The 17,479-nt window shown below is 71.1% G+C and carries 17 protein-coding genes; 7 read left to right on the top strand and 10 right to left on the bottom strand.

Annotated features, from left to right (window positions below; all coding sequences use genetic code 11):
* Positions 1-5 precede the first annotated feature (5 nt).
* On the bottom strand, positions 6-1,802 hold the full coding sequence (locus QNA09_RS04885) for an ABC-F family ATP-binding cassette domain-containing protein (RefSeq protein WP_017679489.1): 1,797 nt from the start codon (positions 1,800-1,802) through the stop codon (positions 6-8).
* Positions 1,803-1,823: 21 nt separating this feature from the next.
* Positions 1,824-2,750: a 4-(cytidine 5'-diphospho)-2-C-methyl-D-erythritol kinase gene (locus QNA09_RS04880; RefSeq protein ID WP_010592974.1), complete on the bottom strand. Its 927-nt coding sequence runs from the start codon at positions 2,748-2,750 to the stop codon at positions 1,824-1,826.
* Between the two features lie 75 nt (positions 2,751-2,825).
* Here QNA09_RS04880 and QNA09_RS04875 point away from each other — a divergent pair, with 75 nt between their 5' ends.
* The gene (locus QNA09_RS04875; RefSeq protein WP_010592975.1) at positions 2,826-3,815 is read left to right on the top strand and encodes a YafY family protein; all 990 of its coding nucleotides are present in this window, start codon (positions 2,826-2,828) and stop codon (positions 3,813-3,815) included.
* Positions 3,816-3,896: 81 nt separating this feature from the next.
* Here the strand turns inward: QNA09_RS04875 and QNA09_RS04870 are convergent, their stop codons facing one another.
* The 6 genes from QNA09_RS04870 to QNA09_RS04845 all read right to left on the bottom strand — a co-directional run bounded on the left by QNA09_RS04870 (position 3,897) and on the right by QNA09_RS04845 (position 8,656).
* The gene (locus tag QNA09_RS04870; RefSeq protein WP_003937833.1) at positions 3,897-4,103 is read right to left on the bottom strand and encodes a cold-shock protein; all 207 of its coding nucleotides are present in this window, start codon (positions 4,101-4,103) and stop codon (positions 3,897-3,899) included.
* Between the two features lie 411 nt (positions 4,104-4,514).
* The gene (locus QNA09_RS04865; RefSeq protein ID WP_003937832.1) at positions 4,515-4,721 is read right to left on the bottom strand and encodes a cold-shock protein; all 207 of its coding nucleotides are present in this window, start codon (positions 4,719-4,721) and stop codon (positions 4,515-4,517) included.
* Between the two features lie 240 nt (positions 4,722-4,961).
* The gene (gene rsmA, locus QNA09_RS04860; protein ID WP_119700279.1) at positions 4,962-5,852 is read right to left on the bottom strand and encodes a 16S rRNA (adenine(1518)-N(6)/adenine(1519)-N(6))-dimethyltransferase RsmA; all 891 of its coding nucleotides are present in this window, start codon (positions 5,850-5,852) and stop codon (positions 4,962-4,964) included.
* 135 nt (positions 5,853-5,987) lie between these two features.
* On the bottom strand, positions 5,988-6,152 hold the full coding sequence (locus tag QNA09_RS04855) for a hypothetical protein (RefSeq protein WP_161800535.1): 165 nt from the start codon (positions 6,150-6,152) through the stop codon (positions 5,988-5,990).
* A 242-nt stretch (positions 6,153-6,394) separates the two neighbouring features.
* Positions 6,395-7,522 carry a resuscitation-promoting factor gene (locus QNA09_RS04850; protein WP_010592977.1) on the bottom strand — a complete coding sequence of 376 codons (1,128 nt, stop codon included), beginning with the start codon at positions 7,520-7,522 and terminating at the stop codon, positions 6,395-6,397.
* 708 nt (positions 7,523-8,230) lie between these two features.
* A complete protein-coding gene (locus QNA09_RS04845; protein WP_010592978.1) occupies positions 8,231-8,656 on the bottom strand; it encodes a DoxX family protein in 426 nt (141 codons plus the stop codon).
* A gap of 193 nt (positions 8,657-8,849) precedes the next feature.
* On the opposite strand from QNA09_RS04845, the gene QNA09_RS04840 reads away from it, so the two are divergent.
* Both QNA09_RS04840 and QNA09_RS04835 read left to right on the top strand, forming a co-directional pair.
* Positions 8,850-9,359 (top strand): VOC family protein, encoded by a 510-nt coding sequence (locus QNA09_RS04840; protein ID WP_010592979.1) that lies wholly within the window; start codon positions 8,850-8,852, stop codon positions 9,357-9,359.
* Positions 9,360-10,340 carry a pirin family protein gene (locus QNA09_RS04835; protein ID WP_010592980.1) on the top strand — a complete coding sequence of 327 codons (981 nt, stop codon included), beginning with the start codon at positions 9,360-9,362 and terminating at the stop codon, positions 10,338-10,340.
* Between the two features lie 189 nt (positions 10,341-10,529).
* On the opposite strand, the gene QNA09_RS04830 is transcribed toward QNA09_RS04835, so the two are convergent.
* Positions 10,530-11,597: a maleylacetate reductase gene (locus QNA09_RS04830; RefSeq protein WP_010592981.1), complete on the bottom strand. Its 1,068-nt coding sequence runs from the start codon at positions 11,595-11,597 to the stop codon at positions 10,530-10,532.
* Between the two features lie 44 nt (positions 11,598-11,641).
* The gene (locus QNA09_RS04825; protein WP_010592982.1) at positions 11,642-12,472 is read right to left on the bottom strand and encodes a TatD family hydrolase; all 831 of its coding nucleotides are present in this window, start codon (positions 12,470-12,472) and stop codon (positions 11,642-11,644) included.
* A 36-nt stretch (positions 12,473-12,508) separates the two neighbouring features.
* On the opposite strand from QNA09_RS04825, the gene metG reads away from it, so the two are divergent.
* The 4 genes from metG to QNA09_RS04805 all read left to right on the top strand — a co-directional run bounded on the left by metG (position 12,509) and on the right by QNA09_RS04805 (position 17,431).
* Positions 12,509-14,056: a methionine--tRNA ligase gene (metG, locus tag QNA09_RS04820; RefSeq protein WP_010592983.1), complete on the top strand. Its 1,548-nt coding sequence runs from the start codon at positions 12,509-12,511 to the stop codon at positions 14,054-14,056.
* Positions 14,057-14,096: 40 nt separating this feature from the next.
* A complete protein-coding gene (locus QNA09_RS04815; protein ID WP_010592984.1) occupies positions 14,097-15,275 on the top strand; it encodes a DUF2786 domain-containing protein in 1,179 nt (392 codons plus the stop codon).
* Between the two features lie 93 nt (positions 15,276-15,368).
* The gene (locus tag QNA09_RS04810) at positions 15,369-16,514 is read left to right on the top strand and encodes an NAD(P)/FAD-dependent oxidoreductase (RefSeq protein WP_230831635.1); all 1,146 of its coding nucleotides are present in this window, start codon (positions 15,369-15,371) and stop codon (positions 16,512-16,514) included.
* Positions 16,511-17,431, top strand: a complete 921-nt coding sequence (locus tag QNA09_RS04805) for an RNA polymerase sigma-70 factor (RefSeq protein ID WP_010592986.1) — start codon at positions 16,511-16,513, stop codon at positions 17,429-17,431. The genes QNA09_RS04810 and QNA09_RS04805 overlap by 4 nt, the downstream gene beginning before the upstream one ends.
* Positions 17,432-17,479: the final 48 nt, after the last annotated feature.

The following is a 17,479-nucleotide window of genomic DNA, read 5'->3' as shown; positions in this document are numbered from 1 at the left end:
CCGGTCTACAAGTTCTCGGCCAGCTCCATCCACTGCTCCTCGGCGGCTTCCTTCTCCGCGACCACGCTGCGCAGCTCGGCGTCGAGCTTCTGCAGGCGGTCGGGATCGGTGGCCGCGTCGGCGAGGTCGTGGTGCAGCTTCTCCTCCCGCTCGGTCAGCTTCGCCACGCTCCGCTCGAGCCGCGCCAGCTCCTTGCGGGCGGCCCGCTCGGCGGCGCCGTCGCGCTTCGGTTGTTCCGCGCCCTGTTCGGGCATCGACGTCTTCGCGACCGTGGAGGCCGACGACGGGATGTCCCCGTCACCGAGCGCCGCACGACGGCGCAGGTACTCGTCGATCCCGCCCGGCAGGTTGGTGAGCGCGCCGTCGCCGAACAGCGCCCACGTCGAGTCACAGATCCGCTCGATCAGATAGCGGTCGTGCGAGATGACCACGAGGGTGCCCGCCCACCCGTCCAGCAGGTCCTCGAGCTGCTGCAGGGTGTCGATATCCAGGTCGTTGGTGGGTTCGTCGAGCAGCAGCACGTTCGGCTCGGCCATGAGCACCCGGGTCAGCTGCAGCCGTCGACGCTCGCCACCGGAGAGATCGCCGACGGGTGTGCGCTGCCGCGCCGGGGTGAACCCGAGCCGCTCGGCGAGCTGGCCGGCCGAGATCTCCTTGTCCCCCAGTGTGATCCGTTCGGCCACGTCCTTCACCGCGTCGAGCACCCTCAGGTCGGTGGGCAGGTCGTCGAGTTCCTGCCGCAGCCAGCCGATCTCGACGGTCTTGCCCTGGATGCGACGACCGGACGCCGGTTCGATCTCCCCGGCGAGGGTGCGCAGCAGCGTCGTCTTGCCGGAGCCGTTGACCCCGACCAGGCCGATCCGCTCCCCCGGGCCGAGCCGCCACGTCAGGTCGCGCACCAGCTCGCGGCCGTCGGGGGTGGTCAGTGTCGCGTCCTCGAGCTCGATGACCACCCGGCCCAGACGGCGTTTGGCGAACGACGCCAGCGCCACCGTGTCCCGCGGCGGCGGCACGTTCGCGATCAGCGATTCCGCCGCCTCGATGCGGTAGCGCGGCTTCGAGGTGCGGGCCGGGGCCCCGCGCCGCAGCCAGGCGAGTTCCTTGCGCGCGAGGTTGCGGCGCCGTTCCTCCATCGCGTCGGCCTGCCGGGCCCGCTCGGCACGAGCGAAGATCCAGTCGTTGTAGCCGCCCTCGTAGCTTTCCACCTGCCCGTTGACGACCTCCCACGTGCGGGTCGCGACGGTGTCGAGGAACCACCGGTCGTGGGTGACGACGACGAGGGCGCTGCGCCGGGCGAGCAGGTGCTCGGCCAGCCACTGCACACCCTCGACGTCGAGATGGTTGGTGGGCTCGTCGAGGACGAGCAGGTCGAGGTCCTGCACGAGGGCGGCGGCCAGCGCGACGCGTCGGCGTTCGCCGCCGGAGAGCCCGTCGACGAGGGCGTCGAGGCCGAGCCGGTCGACACCGATACCCGCGAGGACGGAGCGGATCCGGGCGTCGCCGGCCCATTCGTGCTCGGCCACCCCCAGCGGTCCCAGCACGACCTGTCCGACCGTGGATCCGGCCGGCAGGACGCCGCGCTGGGTGACGACCGCCATGCGCAGCCCGCCGACCCGGCTGACCCGGCCCGAGTCGGGCTCCTCGAGGCCGGTGAGGACCTCGAGGAGGGTGGTCTTGCCGCCGCCGTTGAGGCCGACGACGCCGATGCGCTCGCCCTCCTGCACACCGAGCGACACCGAGTCCAGCAGCGGTTTGATGCCGAAGGACTTCGAGACCTGTTCGAGGTTGATCAGATTCGCCACGCGGAGCAATGCCTTCCGAGATCAGGGGTGGGAGTTGTCGACGACGCGCGCGCCGGGGACCGGGCCGGAGGCCACGCGCACCGTCCGGCACACGCCGGCCCCGGCCAGTTCGGCGCTCACCGTCACCGCCGCGGCGGCGTCGGCGCACAGGAATGCACACGTGGGGCCGGACCCGGAGACGATGCCGGCCAGCGCGCCGGCCTCCACGCCCGCCCGCAGGGTGCGGCGCAGTGCGGGCGCGAGCGAGAGGGCCGCGGACTGCAGGTCGTTGCCCAGCAGCGGTGCCAGCACGTGCGCGTCACCGGCGGCGAGGGCCTGCAGCAGGTCGTCGAGGCCGCGGACCCGGGGCGGGGAACCTTCCGCCCGGAGACGGTCGAGTTCGCGGAACACCACCGGAGTCGACAGGCCACCCTTCGCGAGGGCCAGCACCCAGTGGAAGGTGCCACGGGAGAGGACCGGCACCAGCTGCTCGCCGCGGCCGGTGCCGATGGCGGTGCCGCCGTGCAGGCAGAACGGCACGTCGCTGCCCAGTTCCGCCGCGAGGTCGTCCAGGTCGTCGCGGGCGAGACCGAGTCCCCACAGGGCGTCGAGTGCGACGAGGGTGGCGGCGGCGTCGGCGCTGCCACCGGCCATCCCGCCGGCCACGGGGATGCCCTTGTCGATCGTGATGGCGACCTCGGGTGCGCGCCCGGCGCGTTCGGCCAGCAGCGTCGCGGCCCGCCAGGCGAGATTGGTGGCGTCCGCGGGGACGGCCGCGGCGTCCGCTCCGCGCACCCGCAGGCTCAACACGTCGGCTCGCACGACCGACACCTCGTCGCTCAGGGACAGCGCGTGGAAGACCGTGCGCAGCTCGTGGTACCCGTCCTCGCGCAGGTCACCGACGGCGAGATGCAGGTTCACCTTGGACGGTGCTCGCACGGTGACGGGGCTCGGGACGACGGACAGCACGGATATACAGCTTACGCACCCCTGCGGTCCCGAATGCGGACGGCGGCTGTCCTCGTTCGCTGGCATGCTCGGACCATGCGCGAAACGTCCGCTCGCCTGTTGCGGCTGCTGTCGCTCCTGCAGACCCGGCGGGACTGGTCGGGTGCCGAGCTGGCCGACCGCCTGCAGATCACGACCCGCACGGTGCGCCGGGACGTGGACAAACTCCGCGACCTCGGTTACCCCGTGGACGCCACCGTCGGGGTCGGCGGCGGATACCGCCTCGGCGCCGGCGCGGAGATGCCGCCGCTGCTGCTCGACGACGAGGAGGTCGTCGCGGTGGCCGTCGCCCTGCAGTCCGGGGCGACCGGCTCGGTGACGGGGATCGGCGAGGCGTCGGGGCGTGCCTTCGCCAAGTTGCGGCACGTGATGCCCTCGCGGCTGCGGCACCGGCTCGAGGCGCTGCGTGTGGAGGTCGTCGAGCGGGCGCCCGCCGCGTCCGCAGTCGACGCGGCGCTGCTGTCCGCCGTCGCCGCGGTGTGCCACGCACACGAGCGGCTGCGGTTCGACTATCGCGCGCACGACGGCGGCTGCTCTCGGCGGGAGGTGGAGCCGTACCGGCTGGTGCGGTCGGGTGCACGCTGGTATCTGATGGCGTGGGATCTGCATCGGCAGGACTGGCGGTCGTTCCGGGTCGACCGGATGGAGCCGAAGATCCCCACCGGTCCCCGGTTCGTCCCGCGCGAGCTGCCGCCGGGCGGGGCGGCGGAGTTCGTGAGCCGGGGCATCGCCCGCGGCATCGTCCGGACGCGGGCCCGGGTGCTGCTGCACGCGCCGTTCGACTCGATCGTGCCGATGGTCGACGAGCAGTGGGGAACTCTCGAGCCGGTCGACGAGAATCACTGTGCGGTCGCGCTCGGCGGCTCGTCGCTCGGGTCGATCGCGAGCTGGCTCGCGGAGTTCGACGTCGACTTCACGGTGCTGGATCCGCCGGAACTGCGGGAGGCGTGCCTGCAGGCAGGCCGCCGGCACGAGCTGCTCGCCCGGCGATACGAACGCGCCGGCTCCGTCGCGGGAAGCGACTGAGCCGGCGCGTGCGGTGACCGAATGTCACATCGGTTCGGTTCGATCGAGTGCGTGTGACATTCGGTCGGTGAGGCAGGTGGGTCAGCCGATGACGGTGACGCCGGTGGCCTGCGGGCCCTTCTGGCCCTGGCCGACCTCGAAGCTCACGCGCTGGTTCTCCTCGAGGGTGCGGAAGCCGCCGCCCTGGATCTCGGAGAAGTGCACGAAGACGTCCGCGGAGCCGTCGGCGGGGGCAATGAAGCCGAAGCCCTTCTCGCCGTTGAACCACTTCACGGTACCTTCAACCATGTTCATTCCTAAGAAGATTCGGGAAGCGCCGGGCTTCCCCACTCGTCGAGCGACACTTCGCCGCTCGGGTCTGTCACTCGACGGTAGAGAACGATTCCGTGTGGGCTATCGCATCCGCTCGCAACCAGAAATGTGCGAGGGGTGAACCACGAACACAACCTAACGACCGAGAGCCAGTAGATCACATCGACGCCCGCACCGCCAGCGAAACGCCCGGAAAGAACTCGAAAGCGCATTGTGCGAGCCCTTTTTCGCGGAGCACACGCGGGGTCCGGAGACGGAAGAAGGACCGGTCCGTGCGGACCGGTCCCTCTTCACTGCTTGTCACACCTCTGCCGGCGGCACTTCCGCGGCGACCTCACGAGGCCGTCGGGGAATGCGCGCGTCCGGAAGAACGCGCAGCGAGCTACGTCAGCCGATGACGGTGACGCCGGTGGCCTGCGGGCCCTTCTGGCCCTGGCCGACCTCGAAGCTCACGCGCTGGTTCTCCTCGAGGGTGCGGAAGCCGCGGCCCTGGATCTCGGAGAAGTGCACGAAGACGTCCGCGGAGCCGTCGGCGGGGGCAATGAAGCCGAAGCCCTTCTCGCCGTTGAACCACTTCACGGTACCTTCAACCATTTTCAACCTCATACATCTCGGAAAGCCTCGAGGCCTTCACGTTTCGTCGAACGACACGACGTCGCCCGGGCCTGTCACTCGACGGCTGAGAAGGATTCCGTGGGAATTTCGCATCCGCTCGCAACTAGAGAAATGTGCGAGGGGTAAACCACGAACACACTACCTAACGACCGTGTACCAGTAGAGCACAGATCCGCCCGTCTGCCAAGCGTTGCGCGGGCACCGGTCTGCGCGCCGCCGTCACGACGTGCCGGCGATCCGCACGAAGGCGGCGGCATCGAGTTTCTCGCCCCGCGTCGACGGATCGATTCCGGCGGCGAGCAGGCGGCGCTCGGCTTCGGCGGCCGAGCCGGCCCAGCCGCTCAGCGCTGCGCGCAGCGTCTTGCGGCGCTGCGCGAAGGCGGCATCGACGACGGCGAACACCGTGCGGCGGTGCGCCTCGTCCGTGGGCCAGGGCGGTTCGGTGTAGCGGTCGATGCGCACCAGGCCCGATTCCACCTGGGGCACCGGCCAGAACACGGCCCGGCCGACCGAGCCGGCGCGACGGACATGGCCGAAGAAGCCGGCCTTGACGCTGGGCACGCCGTAGACGCGGCTGCCGGGCGCGGCGGCGAGCCGATCGGCCACTTCGGCCTGCACCATCACCAGAGCCGTACGCAGCGAGTCGAATTCGGCGAAAAGGTGAAGCAGCACGGGGACCGCGACGTTGTAGGGCAGGTTCGCAACGAGGGCCGTCGGGGCAACCGGCAGGTCGGCGGGGTGCACCCGCATGGCGTCTTTCAGGACGACGTCGAGCCGGTCGGCGAGGTCGGGGGCGCGGTCGGCGACCGTCGCGGGCAGTCGCTCGGCGAGCCTGGGGTCGATCTCGACGGCGACGACGCGGTCGACCACGTCGAGCAGGGCGAGCGTCAGCGAGCCGAGACCCGGGCCCACCTCGAGGACCACGTCGTCGCGGCCGACACCGGCGACGGAGACGATGCGGCGCACCGTGTTGGCGTCGTGCACGAAGTTCTGGCCGAGCTGTTTCGTCGGCCGGACACCGAACTCCTCCGCGAGGGCGCGCACCTCGGCGGGGCCGAGGAGGGCGGCACGACCGCGAGCGGTCCCGTCGGAACCGTCGCGAGCGGTCACGTCGGAACCGTCGCGGGCGGTCCCGTCGGAACCGTCGCGGGCGGTCCCGTCGGAACCGTCGCGGGCGGTCCCGTCGGAACCGTCGCGGGGGGCCGAGCCGGGATCGCCGGAGGAGTGGTCTGGCACGTGCCGAACCTAGCGCACGCCGCTGCGGGACGAGTAGGACGGCCACGCTCCCCGGCGCTTCGGTCGACCCTTCCGGCCCACCTGTGGGCGGCCGTAGGCGCCGGTGACGGTGACCGCGACGAGGGCGTCGACCGGTTCGCGACGGGTCTCGACTCCGTCGATACTCGACGGCACCTCACGCGCCCTCCGCGGCACTCCGTGTACCCGGCCGTCACGTCGGTGCGCACGGTGGCCGGCGAGCGCTGTCCCCGGCCGACGTCGACCGGCGGGGTCGTGCCGGAGGAAGGTCTCGTGCCGGAAGAGCGTCGTCGCGGCGCCCCGGCGACGGATGTCGCCAGGAGCGCCGCGACGACGGTGTGCTGCAGCACGAAACGCGTGTCGGCGATCCTCGTCCGCGAGGACGTGAGGCGGAGTTCCTACCGCAGGCCCATCTTGCTGGTGCACGACGGCCAGGCTCCCCAGCCCTGTGCGGCCTGGACCTTCTCGGCGACGGCGATCTGCTGCTCGCGGCTGGCCAGGTCGGCGCGCGGCGCGTACTGGGTGCCGCCGAACGCGGCCCAGGTCTGCTGGGTGAACTGCAGGCCGCCGTAGAAGCCGTTGCCGGTGTTGATGGCCCAGTTGCCGGTGGCCTCGCACTGCGCGAGGGCGTCCCAGGTGGAGGCACGGCCGGAAGCGGGCACGGCCGGCTTGGGCTTGGTGCCGACGCGGACGACGGCCGGGGCCGGCTCGCGGAGGGTCGTCGAGGCCTTCTCGGTGCGGCCGACCTCGACGCCGTCGATCGTGTGCACCTCGAAGGTCACGGTGCGCTCACCGGGAGCACCCGGGGTGTCGACGGCGGTCTCGCCCTCGGTCATGTTCGGGTCGTCGACGCGCTGTTCGGGGGCCGGCACCGGCTGGTTCTCGATGCGGGTCTCGATGCGGTCGCGGGTGACGCGGATCTCGAGGCCCTCGGTCAGCGCCGCATCGACCGGGGGCATCACCGAATCGGCCTGCTCGAGCGCCACACCGTGCGCGGTCAGGAACTCCCCGACCGTCGGCGCCGCCATCCGCACCTCGACCGGCGGGGCACCACCGTCGAGCAACCGCACCGTCTTCGGGCTCACCACGTCGAGCTCGGCACCCTCGAGCGGCAACCGGTGCGACCGGGACGCCGAGGTGTACACGTCCGCGGCCAGCTCGAACTGCGCCAGCGCCTCGTCCACCGTCGACGCCGTCGTCCACACGGTGCGCTCGACACCGTCGACGCTCAGCTGCACCTCACGTGCCCGCCGCAGCACCACCGTGTCCCCGTCCGAGACCGCGGCGTCGACGGCCGGGGCCACCACGTCGTGCTCGCCGACCGGGTAGCCGGCGCCGGCGAGCACGTCACCGACCTCGGAGCTCATGGTGCTGAGCGCGACCCGCTCGCCGTCCACGTCGAGGGTGAGTTCCTTGTGCTGGATCAGCGCGGCGACTCCGCCGGCCGCGAGGGTGAGGAAGAGCGCGGCGACGACCACGTACAGCGTCGGCGATTTCGCTCTGTTGATCTTGGTGAAAGGTGACACGGTAATTCCTGGACTGTCGACAACTTCGATCACAGCACGGTAACGAATCGGCATTGATACGGCAACTGCAGTGGGTCTACCTGCGAATTTCCCGTAAGGAAGTAGGTGACGATTCGTAATTTTCGATCAATGACCGAGTCGTGTCCGAGCCGGAACCGCGTCGATTCGACGCCCGGAAAATCACCCCACGCGAAGCGTGAATTACCGCTGTGGAATTTGCGCGGGTGACCCACCGTCCGGGGCCGCGGCGGGGGGCGGTTCCACGCGCCCCGGACATCGTCGCGCTCTCGACGCGTGGACCCACGGTGCCGCGATCCGGGCCAGGGGGCGACGCGGAACTGCGCACAGCCGCGGCTGTCGGCTCGCGCAAGGCGGGAGGCACGGCACCGTCACAACGGACGGCCGTTCTGCGAAGGGCCGCAGACGAGGAGCGGCCGAAAAGTCCGACGCGCGGCGGGGACTCTGCCCGGCGGGCGAACGGCGACGCGCCGGGGCGAACGACGACCGCCCGGCGGCGACAGGCGACGGAGGAGGCGGTCGGGATCCGCGCGGCGAAAAACGCGACGGGTTGCGCGGGAGCGCCGCCGGGAGCTGCTCCCGGCCGACGGTTACGCCACGAGGGAGCCGTTCGGCGGGAACGGATGCGCGATCTTCGCGCGAAAGTGCTCCGAAGGCCGGCGCCCGGTCTCCCGGACGCCGGCCCTCGGCCTACGCGGTCTGCAGGAACCGCACCCGGCGGCCGAGCAGGGCGTCGACGCTATACGCGCCGGCGCCGACGACCGCGAGAACCAGCGCTCCGGCGCCGAGTGCTCCGACGAGCTCCCATCCACCGTCGGTGACGTAGATGCCGTTGCCGATGTGGACGAAGAAGAACGCGCCGAGCATGTTCACCAGCAGCAGGACACCGAAGACCGGCACGAGCAGGCCGATGATCAGGGCGATGCCGCCGAGTGTCTCCACCCAGGTGGCGTAGAAGGCGGACAGCGCGGGCACGGGCACGTCCATGCCCTCGAATCCGGCCTTGGTGGCGGAGTATCCCTGGTTCACCTTCTGCAGCCCGTGGGCCAGGAAGACGATCCCGATGACCACTCGGGCGACGAGCAGCCCGACGTTGCGCAGGACGGGGTTGTTCATGGGGGTGACCTTTCGGTGCGGGCGGTGGGGGCTCGTCCTTCGATCGAAGCCGCCCCTACGGTAGCGGCGCAAGGTTGAAGGTTCAACTTAATCGGCCACCCGCCGCCGGACGGCATCCGAAAAGTAGTTGATCGATCAATCACATGGGGTATGCTTTCGTCGAAGGCGCAACCACCGGCCGAAGGAGCCCCCCGTGAGCACCAGCGTGGAAGAGGAACGCAGCCGCCGCTCCGCGACGTTGCGGGAGGAACTCCGCACCCGCTACCTCCGGCCCGTCGGCGAACGACCCGCGTCGTCGGCGCGCGGGTTGCACCACACCGCACTCGTCAGCAGCGACGTCGAGCGCACGGTGCGCTTCTACCAGGACGTGCTCGAGTTCCCGCTCACCGAACTGATCGAGAACCGCGACTACCCCGGTTCGTCGCACTTCTTCTTCGACATCGGAAACGGAAACCTGCTGGCCTTCTTCGACTTTCCCGGCCTCGACGTCGGTCCCTACCAGGAGGTCCTCGGCGGGCTGCACCACATCGCGATCAGCGTCGAGCAGAGCCGCTGGGAACGCCTGCGCACCAAACTGACCGAAGCGGGCGTCGACCTCGTCGAGCACAGCGAGGTCTCCCTGTACTTCCGCGACCCCGACGGCGCCCGCATCGAACTCATCGCCGATCCCCTCGGCGAGATGTACGGAAGCAAGGTCTTGTAGATGAGCAACGTCGACGCCGAGCCCACCGAGATCGTCTGCGAATCCGAGCCCGCGCCCACCCGGGTACAGATCATCACTTCCCGTGAGGTGCCGCTCGGCGGCCCACGCGCGATGCCGGTCCGCCGCACGCTGCCGCAGCGCGCCCGGTCCCTCGTCGGAGCCTGGTGCTTCGCCGACCACTACGGGCCCGACGACGTCGCCGCGACCGGCGGAATGGACGTCGCGCCGCACCCGCACACCGGCCTGCAGACGGTGAGCTGGCTGTTCGCCGGCGAGATCGAGCACCGCGACAGCCTCGGCAAGCACGCATTCGTCCGCCCCGGCGAACTCAACCTCATGACGGGCGGCCACGGCATCGCGCACTCGGAGGTCTCCACACCGGCCACGACGGTCCTGCACGGCGTCCAGCTGTGGGTGGCCCTGCCCGACGCACACCGGGACGCTCCTCGTGACTTCCGGCACCACGTGCCCGAACCGGTCCGGCTCGCGGGCGCGACCGTCGCCGTCTTCCTCGGCTCCCTCGCCGGCTCCACGTCGCCGGTGCCCACCTTCACCCCGCTGCTCGGGGCCGAGATCACCCTCGACCCGGGCGCGAGCGTCGAACTGACCGTCGATCCCGCGTTCGAGCACGGCCTGCTGGTCGACACCGGCAGCATCCGGCTCGCCGGCACCGTCCTGTCCCGCTCCGCGCTCGGCTACGTCGGCACCGGCGTCTCCACGCTCCCCCTGACGAATCTCACCGACGAACCCGCACGTGCCGTGCTGCTCGGCGGGACGCCGTTCGGGGAGGAGATCGTCATGTGGTGGAACTTCGTCGGTCGCAGCCACGACGAGATCGTCGCGTTCCGCGACGAGTGGCAGCGCGAGGGAGAACGCTTCGGCCGGGTCGAGGGCTACACCGGGAAGGTCGCGCGGCTACCCGCACCGGCGCTGCCCAACGCGCAGATCCGGCCGCGCCGCAATCCCCCCACCGCCCACTGAGGGGGCACCCTCACCAGGAACACTGAGGGGGCACCCTCACCAGGAACACTGAGGGGGCACCCTCACCAGGAACACCGAGGGGGCACCCTCACCAGGAACACCGAGGGGGCACCCTCACCAGGAACACCGAGGGGCACCCTCACCAGGAACACCGAGGGGCACCCTCACCAGGAACACCGAGCGGCACCCTCACTCGGGACGGATCCCGGCATAGGCATCGCCCAGCAGTCGCCGCACCCCCACCCGGGTCACCTCGCGGGGGTTGGGGTACTGCCGTTCGGTGGCCAGGTGTGCCGCCTCGTCGAGGTCGCCCTCGGACATGCCCAGTTCGGCGAGCGTCGTCGGGCCACCCGCGGCCGCCACCAGGTCGAAGACCCCGGCCGGGGCGGTGGGCGTGCCGAGCGCATCGGCGATGCGACTCATCACGGCCGGTACCGACGGCGCGTTGAACGCCATCACGTGCGGCAGCACCACGGTGTGCGTCGCCGCGTGCGGCAGGTCGAAACTGCCGCCCAGGACGTGGCACAGCTTGTGGTGCAAGCCCATTCCTCCCGCGCTCAGGCACGTGCCGGCCAGCCATGCCGCGAGCAGCAGGTCCGAGCGACCCTCGCGGTCCGCGGCGTCGGCACCGAGGACCGGCACACCCCGGGCGATCGCGCGGATCGCCTCGAGCGCCAGCGTGTCGATGATCGGGTTGGCGTGCTCGGCGTACAACGCCTCCACGGCATGCGCCATCGCGTTGATCGCGCTGGTCAGTGCCATCGGGATCGGCATCGACAGGGTGAACTCGACGTCGTAGATGACGGTTTCGGGCAGGATGGCCGGCGACGAGTGCGTGGTCTTCACCCCGTCCGCGGTCTCCCCGAGGACGGGCGTGACCTCGGATCCGGCGTAGGTGGTCGGCAGGATCACCTGGTCCACGCCGGTGCGCACCGCGATCGCCTTCGACAGCCCCGTCGTCGACCCTCCGCCCACGGCGACGACGGCGTCGATGTCGTGCTCGGAGACCAGACCCAGCACCTTCTCGGTGACCGCGACGGGGGTGTGCATGACGGCCCCGTCGAACCGGGCGACCTGGAGGCTCCCGAGGGCCTTCTCGACGAGCTCGGCCTGCGGACGGACGTGTTCGCCGCCGAGCAGCAGGACCCGGGAGCGATCCAGGCGGCGCACCTCGTCGGCGACCCGCGCCGCGGTTCCCGGACCGAAGACCACCCGTGACGGCTGAGCGTTGTAGACGAAACTGTGCATGTCACCCATTGTCCCCGGCCACCCGCTCCGGCCGCCTCGGAACGGGGACACCGTTACGAAAGTCCGTATACCCGTTCGGCATTCGCGGTGGTCGTGGCGGCCAGCTCGGCCGGGTCCGCGCCGCGCACCTCCGCGAGCGCCCGCACCGTGTAGGGCAGGCAGTACGGCTCGTTGGGGGCGCCGCGGAACGGATGGGGCGTCAGGAAGGGGGCATCGGTCTCCACGAGCACCAGCTCGGGCGGCACCAACGGGGCTGCGGCACGGAGCGCCTTCGCGTTCTTGAAGCTCACCGTCCCGGAGAAGCTGAGCAGGTAGCCGGCGTCGACGCAGGCCCGCGCCATGTCTGCGTCCGACGAGAAGCAGTGGAAGATCACCGTCTCCGGCGCACCCTCGTCGTGCAGGACGCGCAGCAACTCGGCATCGGCGTCACGATTGTGGATCATCAGGGTCTTGCCGAGACGTTTGGCCAGGTCGATGTGCCAGCGGAACGCGTCCTCCTGCTCGAGCGGGTCGGCGCAGCCGTCGAGCTTGCCGGGCCAGTACAGGTCGAGGCCGGTCTCCCCCACGGCGACGACGCGCGGGTCGGCGGCGAGCTTCTCGATCTCGGCGCGCGTGACGTCGTCGAGCGCGTTCGCACGGGTGGGGTGGAGCGCCACGGCGGCGTAGACCCGTGCGTCCCAGTGCGCGGCGTCGACGGCGAAGCGGGCTGCGGCGATGTCGTCGGCCACGGTGACGACCCGTCCGACACCCACCGCGGCCGCCCGGTCGAGGACGGCCGCCACCGATTCGGCATCGTGGGCTCCGCACGCGTCGAGGTGCGTGTGGGCGTCGACGAGAGGCGAGAGCGGCTGCGGAGGCTCGGGCGCGGGACGGGTTCGGCTCACGGCCCATACACTATCTACCTATAAAGTGGACGCACCATGACTGCTCCTGCCGCCTCCCGCCCGCCGTTCTACCTGACGACCGCGATCGCTTATCCGAACGGCGCCCCGCACATCGGCCACGCCTACGAGTACATCTCCTCGGACGCGATCGCCCGGTTCAAGCGCCTCGACGGCTTCGACGTGTACTTCCTGACCGGTACCGACGAGCACGGCCTGAAGATGCAGCAGACGGCAGCGAAGGAGGGCCTGGACGTGCGGGACCTCGCGGCCCGCAACTCCGGCGTGTTCGAGGCCATGGACAAGTCGCTGAACATCTCCTTCGACCGGTTCATCCGCACCACGGACGCCGACCATCTCGAGGCGAGCAAGGCGATCTGGCAGCGGATGGCCGACAACGGGGACATCTACCTCGACACCTACTCGGGGTGGTACTCCGTGCGCGACGAGGCGTTCTACGCCGAGGCCGAGACGACCGCGCTCGACGACGGCTCGCGCATCGCCACCGAGTCCGGCACCCCCGTGGAGTGGACGGAGGAGTCGACGTACTTCTTCCGGCTCTCGGCGTATCAGGACAAGCTGCTGAAGCTGTACGAGGAGCGCCCGGACTTCATCGCGCCGGCCACCCGCCGCAACGAGATCGTCAGCTTCGTCTCGGGCGGGCTGAAGGATCTGTCGATCTCCCGCACCACCTTCGACTGGGGCGTGCCGGTGCCGGATCATCCCGAGCACGTGATGTACGTGTGGGTCGACGCGCTCACCAACTACCTGACCGGTGCGGGTTTTCCCGACACCGGGTCGGAGTCGTTCCGCCGCTACTGGCCCGCGAACCTGCACATCATCGGCAAGGACATCACCCGCTTCCACACCGTGTACTGGCCGGCGTTCCTGATGTCGGCGGGAATCGAGCTGCCCGAGCGGGTGTTCGTACACGGCTTCCTGTTCAACAAGGGCGAGAAGATGTCCAAGTCGGTCGGCAACGTCGTCGACCCGCTCGAGATGGTCGAGCAGTACGGCCTCGATCCGCTGCGCTTCTTCCTGCTGCGGGAGATCTCCTACGGTCAGGACGGCAGCTACAGCCACGAGGCGATCGTGACCCGCATCAACGCGGACCTGGCGAACGAACTCGGCAACCTCGCGCAGCGCTCGCTGACGATGGTCGCCAAGAACCTCGACGGTGTGGTCCCGGAGCCCGGTGAGTTCACCGAGGACGACCGAGCGTTGCTCGCGCAGGCCGACGCGCTGCTCGACAAGGTCCGGGCGGAGTTCGACGTGCAGGCGCTGCACCTCGCGCTCGAGTCGATCTGGCACGTCCTCGGCGAGACCAACCGGTACTTCTCCGCACAGGCGCCGTGGGTGCTGCGCAAGACCGATCCCGCCCGGATGGCCACGGTGCTGTACGTGACGCTCGAAGTCGTGCGGATCGTCGGCCTGCTCGTGCAGCCGGTGATGCCGGACTCCGCCGCCAAGATCCTGGATCTGGTGGGGCAGGATCCGCAGGCGCGGCAGTTCGCGGACATCGCCACGCGCCTCGCGCCGGGCACGCAGTTGCCGGCCCCGGCCCCTGTGTTCCCGCGCTACGAATAGCGCCACGCCGCCTGTCGGTGGCCTCGTGCACACTCCGCGCATGGGGCGAGATAGAACACACTTTCGACAGGCGGCGACCGGGTCCGGCGCATCCGAGGAGGTCTTCCACCTCGGAATCCGGCCGCTACTCGACGAACTGGGCGCCGCGTACGAGCGCGGCTGGCAACCGGTCGACGTCCTGCACGTGACGGCCCGTTCCGGCGACACCACGGACGTCCCACTGGCGGCCGCCGCGGTGCTTTTCGACGCCCGCCGCAGCGGCGCGGCCGACCGGGCACCCCTCGACTGGGTGCGCCAGCTCGGTGCGATCGCGCAACGCTGTCCCGCCGCCGCGCGGATCGCCGACCGGGTGCCACCCGACGCGCCCGCCCGCCAGTTGGGCGCGGAACTGCTGCGCGAGCTGCCCGGCCTGTCCCGCTTCCAGGTGATGGGGCTGGCGTTCGCCTGGAAGTACCTGCCGCAGTTCTCCCCACTCCTGCCGCTGCCCTCGCAGTGGCCGCCGCTGCGACCGGTCCCTGCGGCCGGCGAGGCCGCGACCCCGGATCCGCGGGTGCTCGCCCGGATCCGCGGCCTCCTGGCGAAGGCCGAGTCCACGGACTATCCGGAAGAGGCCGAGACCCTCACCGCCAAGGCCCAGGAACTGATGACCCGGTACGCGATCGGCACGGCCCTGGTCACTCGTGCGGGCGCGGACACTGCGCGAGGACGCCGCGTGCACGTCGACAATCCGTACGCGAAGGAGAAGGTTCTGCTGCTCACCGCGATCGGGAACGCGAACCGCACGCGCACGGTGTGGTTCACCAAGGTCGGAATCGCCACGATCGTCGGCGCCGACGTCGACCTGCAGCAGGTGGAGCTGCTGTTCGCGTCGCTCTCGGTGCAGGCCGCCCGGGCCGTGCGTGCCGCCGGGACGGGTGGCCGCACCGGCGGCGCGGCGACGGCGTTCCGCCGTGCCTTCCTGACCGGATACGCATATCGGGTCGGCGAACGGCTGCGGCAGGCGGACGCATGCGCGACCGCGACCGCCGCGGCCGACGCGAGCATGTCCGTCACACAACTCGCGCCGCTGCTGGCCCGTCGCTCCGAGGCCGTGGACTCGGAGTTCCGCCGCCTGTTCCCGACGACCCGGTCGACCCGTACACGCAGCGTCGATGCCGAGGGATGGTTCGCCGGCCGCGACGCCGCCGAGACCGCCTTCCTCGCATCCCCGCCCGGGTGAGCACTGCCCCGGTCGCCGCCTGTCACGTTCGGGGGCCGAGCGGTGTCCCATGTGCGACCGCGGACATCGTCGACAACAGAAGGGGTGGTCAGGATGACAACCGATGTGGTGGTGCTCGGAGCCGGGTACGCGGGAGTGATGGCAGCGAACCGTCTGCTCGCCACGCATCCGGGGGTATCGGTGACGGTCGTCGCGCCGCGACCGGTGTTCGTCGAGAGGGTGCGGTTGCATCAGGTCGCCGCCGGCTCCGGTGCGGCCACACACGACCTCGCCGACGTGCTGCATCCGGCGGCGGCCGTGCACGTCGGCACCGCAGTGCACATCGGAGCGGACCGGGTGCTGCTCGCCGACGGGACGACGTTGCCGTTCCGCGTCGCGATCTACGCCGTCGGCAGCGGCGCCGCCGTACCCGCGATCCCGGGCGCCGACCGGCTGCACTCGACGGCCGAGCTCGAACGCGCCCTGGACACGGCCGCCGCGCTCGGGGAACTCGGCGACGGGGCGGGCGTGGTGGTCGTCGGCGGCGGGCTCACCGGCGTCGAGTCGGCCGCCGAGATCGCCGAGGCGCATCCCCGCCTGTCGGTCACCCTCGTCGGGGATCCCGTCGCACACCTGCCCGGGTCCACCCGGCGGTTCGTCGCCGCGCGGCTGCGACGGCTCGGTGTCCGGATCCGGCCGGGCCGGGTCGTCGCCGTCGAGGACGGCGCGGTGCTGCTCGCCGACGGCGACGCGGTACCGGCCGAGCTCGTCGTCTGGGCGGGCGGATTCACGGTGCCGGACCTGGCCCGGCGCAGTGCTCTGCCCGTCGACGAGACGGGCCGGCTGCGGGTCGACGCGACCCTGCGGAGCGCGGACGGAGCGAACGTCGTGGGCGTGGGCGACGCCGTGACCGTCGCGGGCCAGGATCACATCCGGATGAGCTGCCAGGCGGCGCTGCCGCTCGGCGCCCACGGCGCCGACACCACCTGGGCGCTGCTGACGGGTACGGATCCGCGGCCGCTGTCGCTGGGGTTCGCGGCGCAGTGCATCTCGCTGGGCCGCTCCTCCGGCGTCGTGCAGCGCACCCGTCCCGACGACACGCCCCGCTCCCTCGCGCTGCGCGGTACGTTGGGGTCGTTCGGCAAGGAGGCGGTGGTGCGCGGGACGGTCTGGATGCTGCGACGGCAGGCGCGAGGGCACAGCTACCCGTTCCCCGCGGGTCCGGCCCCCGCGTCCGAGCCGATCGCGGTCCGTCGATGACCCCCGACGACACGCCTCGCGACGAGACGACGCACGACAAGACGACCCACGATGAACTGTTCACCCGGCACCGAGGCCTGCTGTTCGGCATCGCGTACGAGATCACCGGCAGCGTCGCCGACAGCGAGGACATCCTGCAGGACAGCTACCTGCGCTGGGCCGAGGTGGAGCTCGACGAGGTGGCGAACCCGCGTGCTTATCTGAGCCGCGTGGTCACCCGGCAGGCGCTGAACTCGCTGCGCACGGCGCAGCGGCGCCGGGAGGACTACGTCGGGCCGTGGCTGCCCGAACCGGTGCGGACCGCCCCCGACGCCGCCGAGGACGTGCTGCTCGCCGAATCGGTGTCGATGGCGATGATGCTGGTGCTCGAGACACTCGGCCCGCTCGAACGAGCGGTGTTCGTGCTGCGCGAGGTGTTCGGCTTCGACCACGCCCAGATCGCCGCGGCCGTCGGCAGGCAGGAGGCGACGGTGCGGCAGATCGCGCACCGCGCCCGCAGCCACGTGCAGGCGCGGCGCCGGCGGTACGCCGCGTCCGACGAGCAGGCGCGCCGGGTCGTGACGGAGCTGCTGTCCGCCGCTGCCGGCGGGGACGTGGAGGCACTCATGGCGGTACTCGCACCGGACGTCGTCTACGTCGCCGACGGCGGCGGCAAGGTGACGGCCGCGCGGGTCCCGGTGAGCGGAGCGCGGAAGGTCGCACGCGTGCTGAGCGGCCTGAGCCGCCGGCCGCTGCCCGACATGCGAGTGGAGTTCGCCGCGTTCAACGGCCTGCCCGCGCTGGCCGTGTACTCGGGCGAGCGACTCGATCTGGTCATGCTGATCGAGATGGACGCGGGCCTGGTCACCGGCCTGTATGTGGTGCGGAACCCGGACAAGCTCGGTGCGGCGGACCGGGTGATGCCGCTCGTCCGCTGACCGCCCGGCGGGATTCGGTCCGTTCCGGGGCCGCGTGGGAAGCTGTGC

It is taken from the genome of Rhodococcus sp. AH-ZY2, from assembly GCF_030916465.1.
Taxonomy (GTDB): Bacteria; Actinomycetota; Actinomycetes; order Mycobacteriales; family Mycobacteriaceae; genus Rhodococcus; species Rhodococcus ruber.
This window is presented reverse-complemented; position numbering and strand designations above follow the sequence as displayed.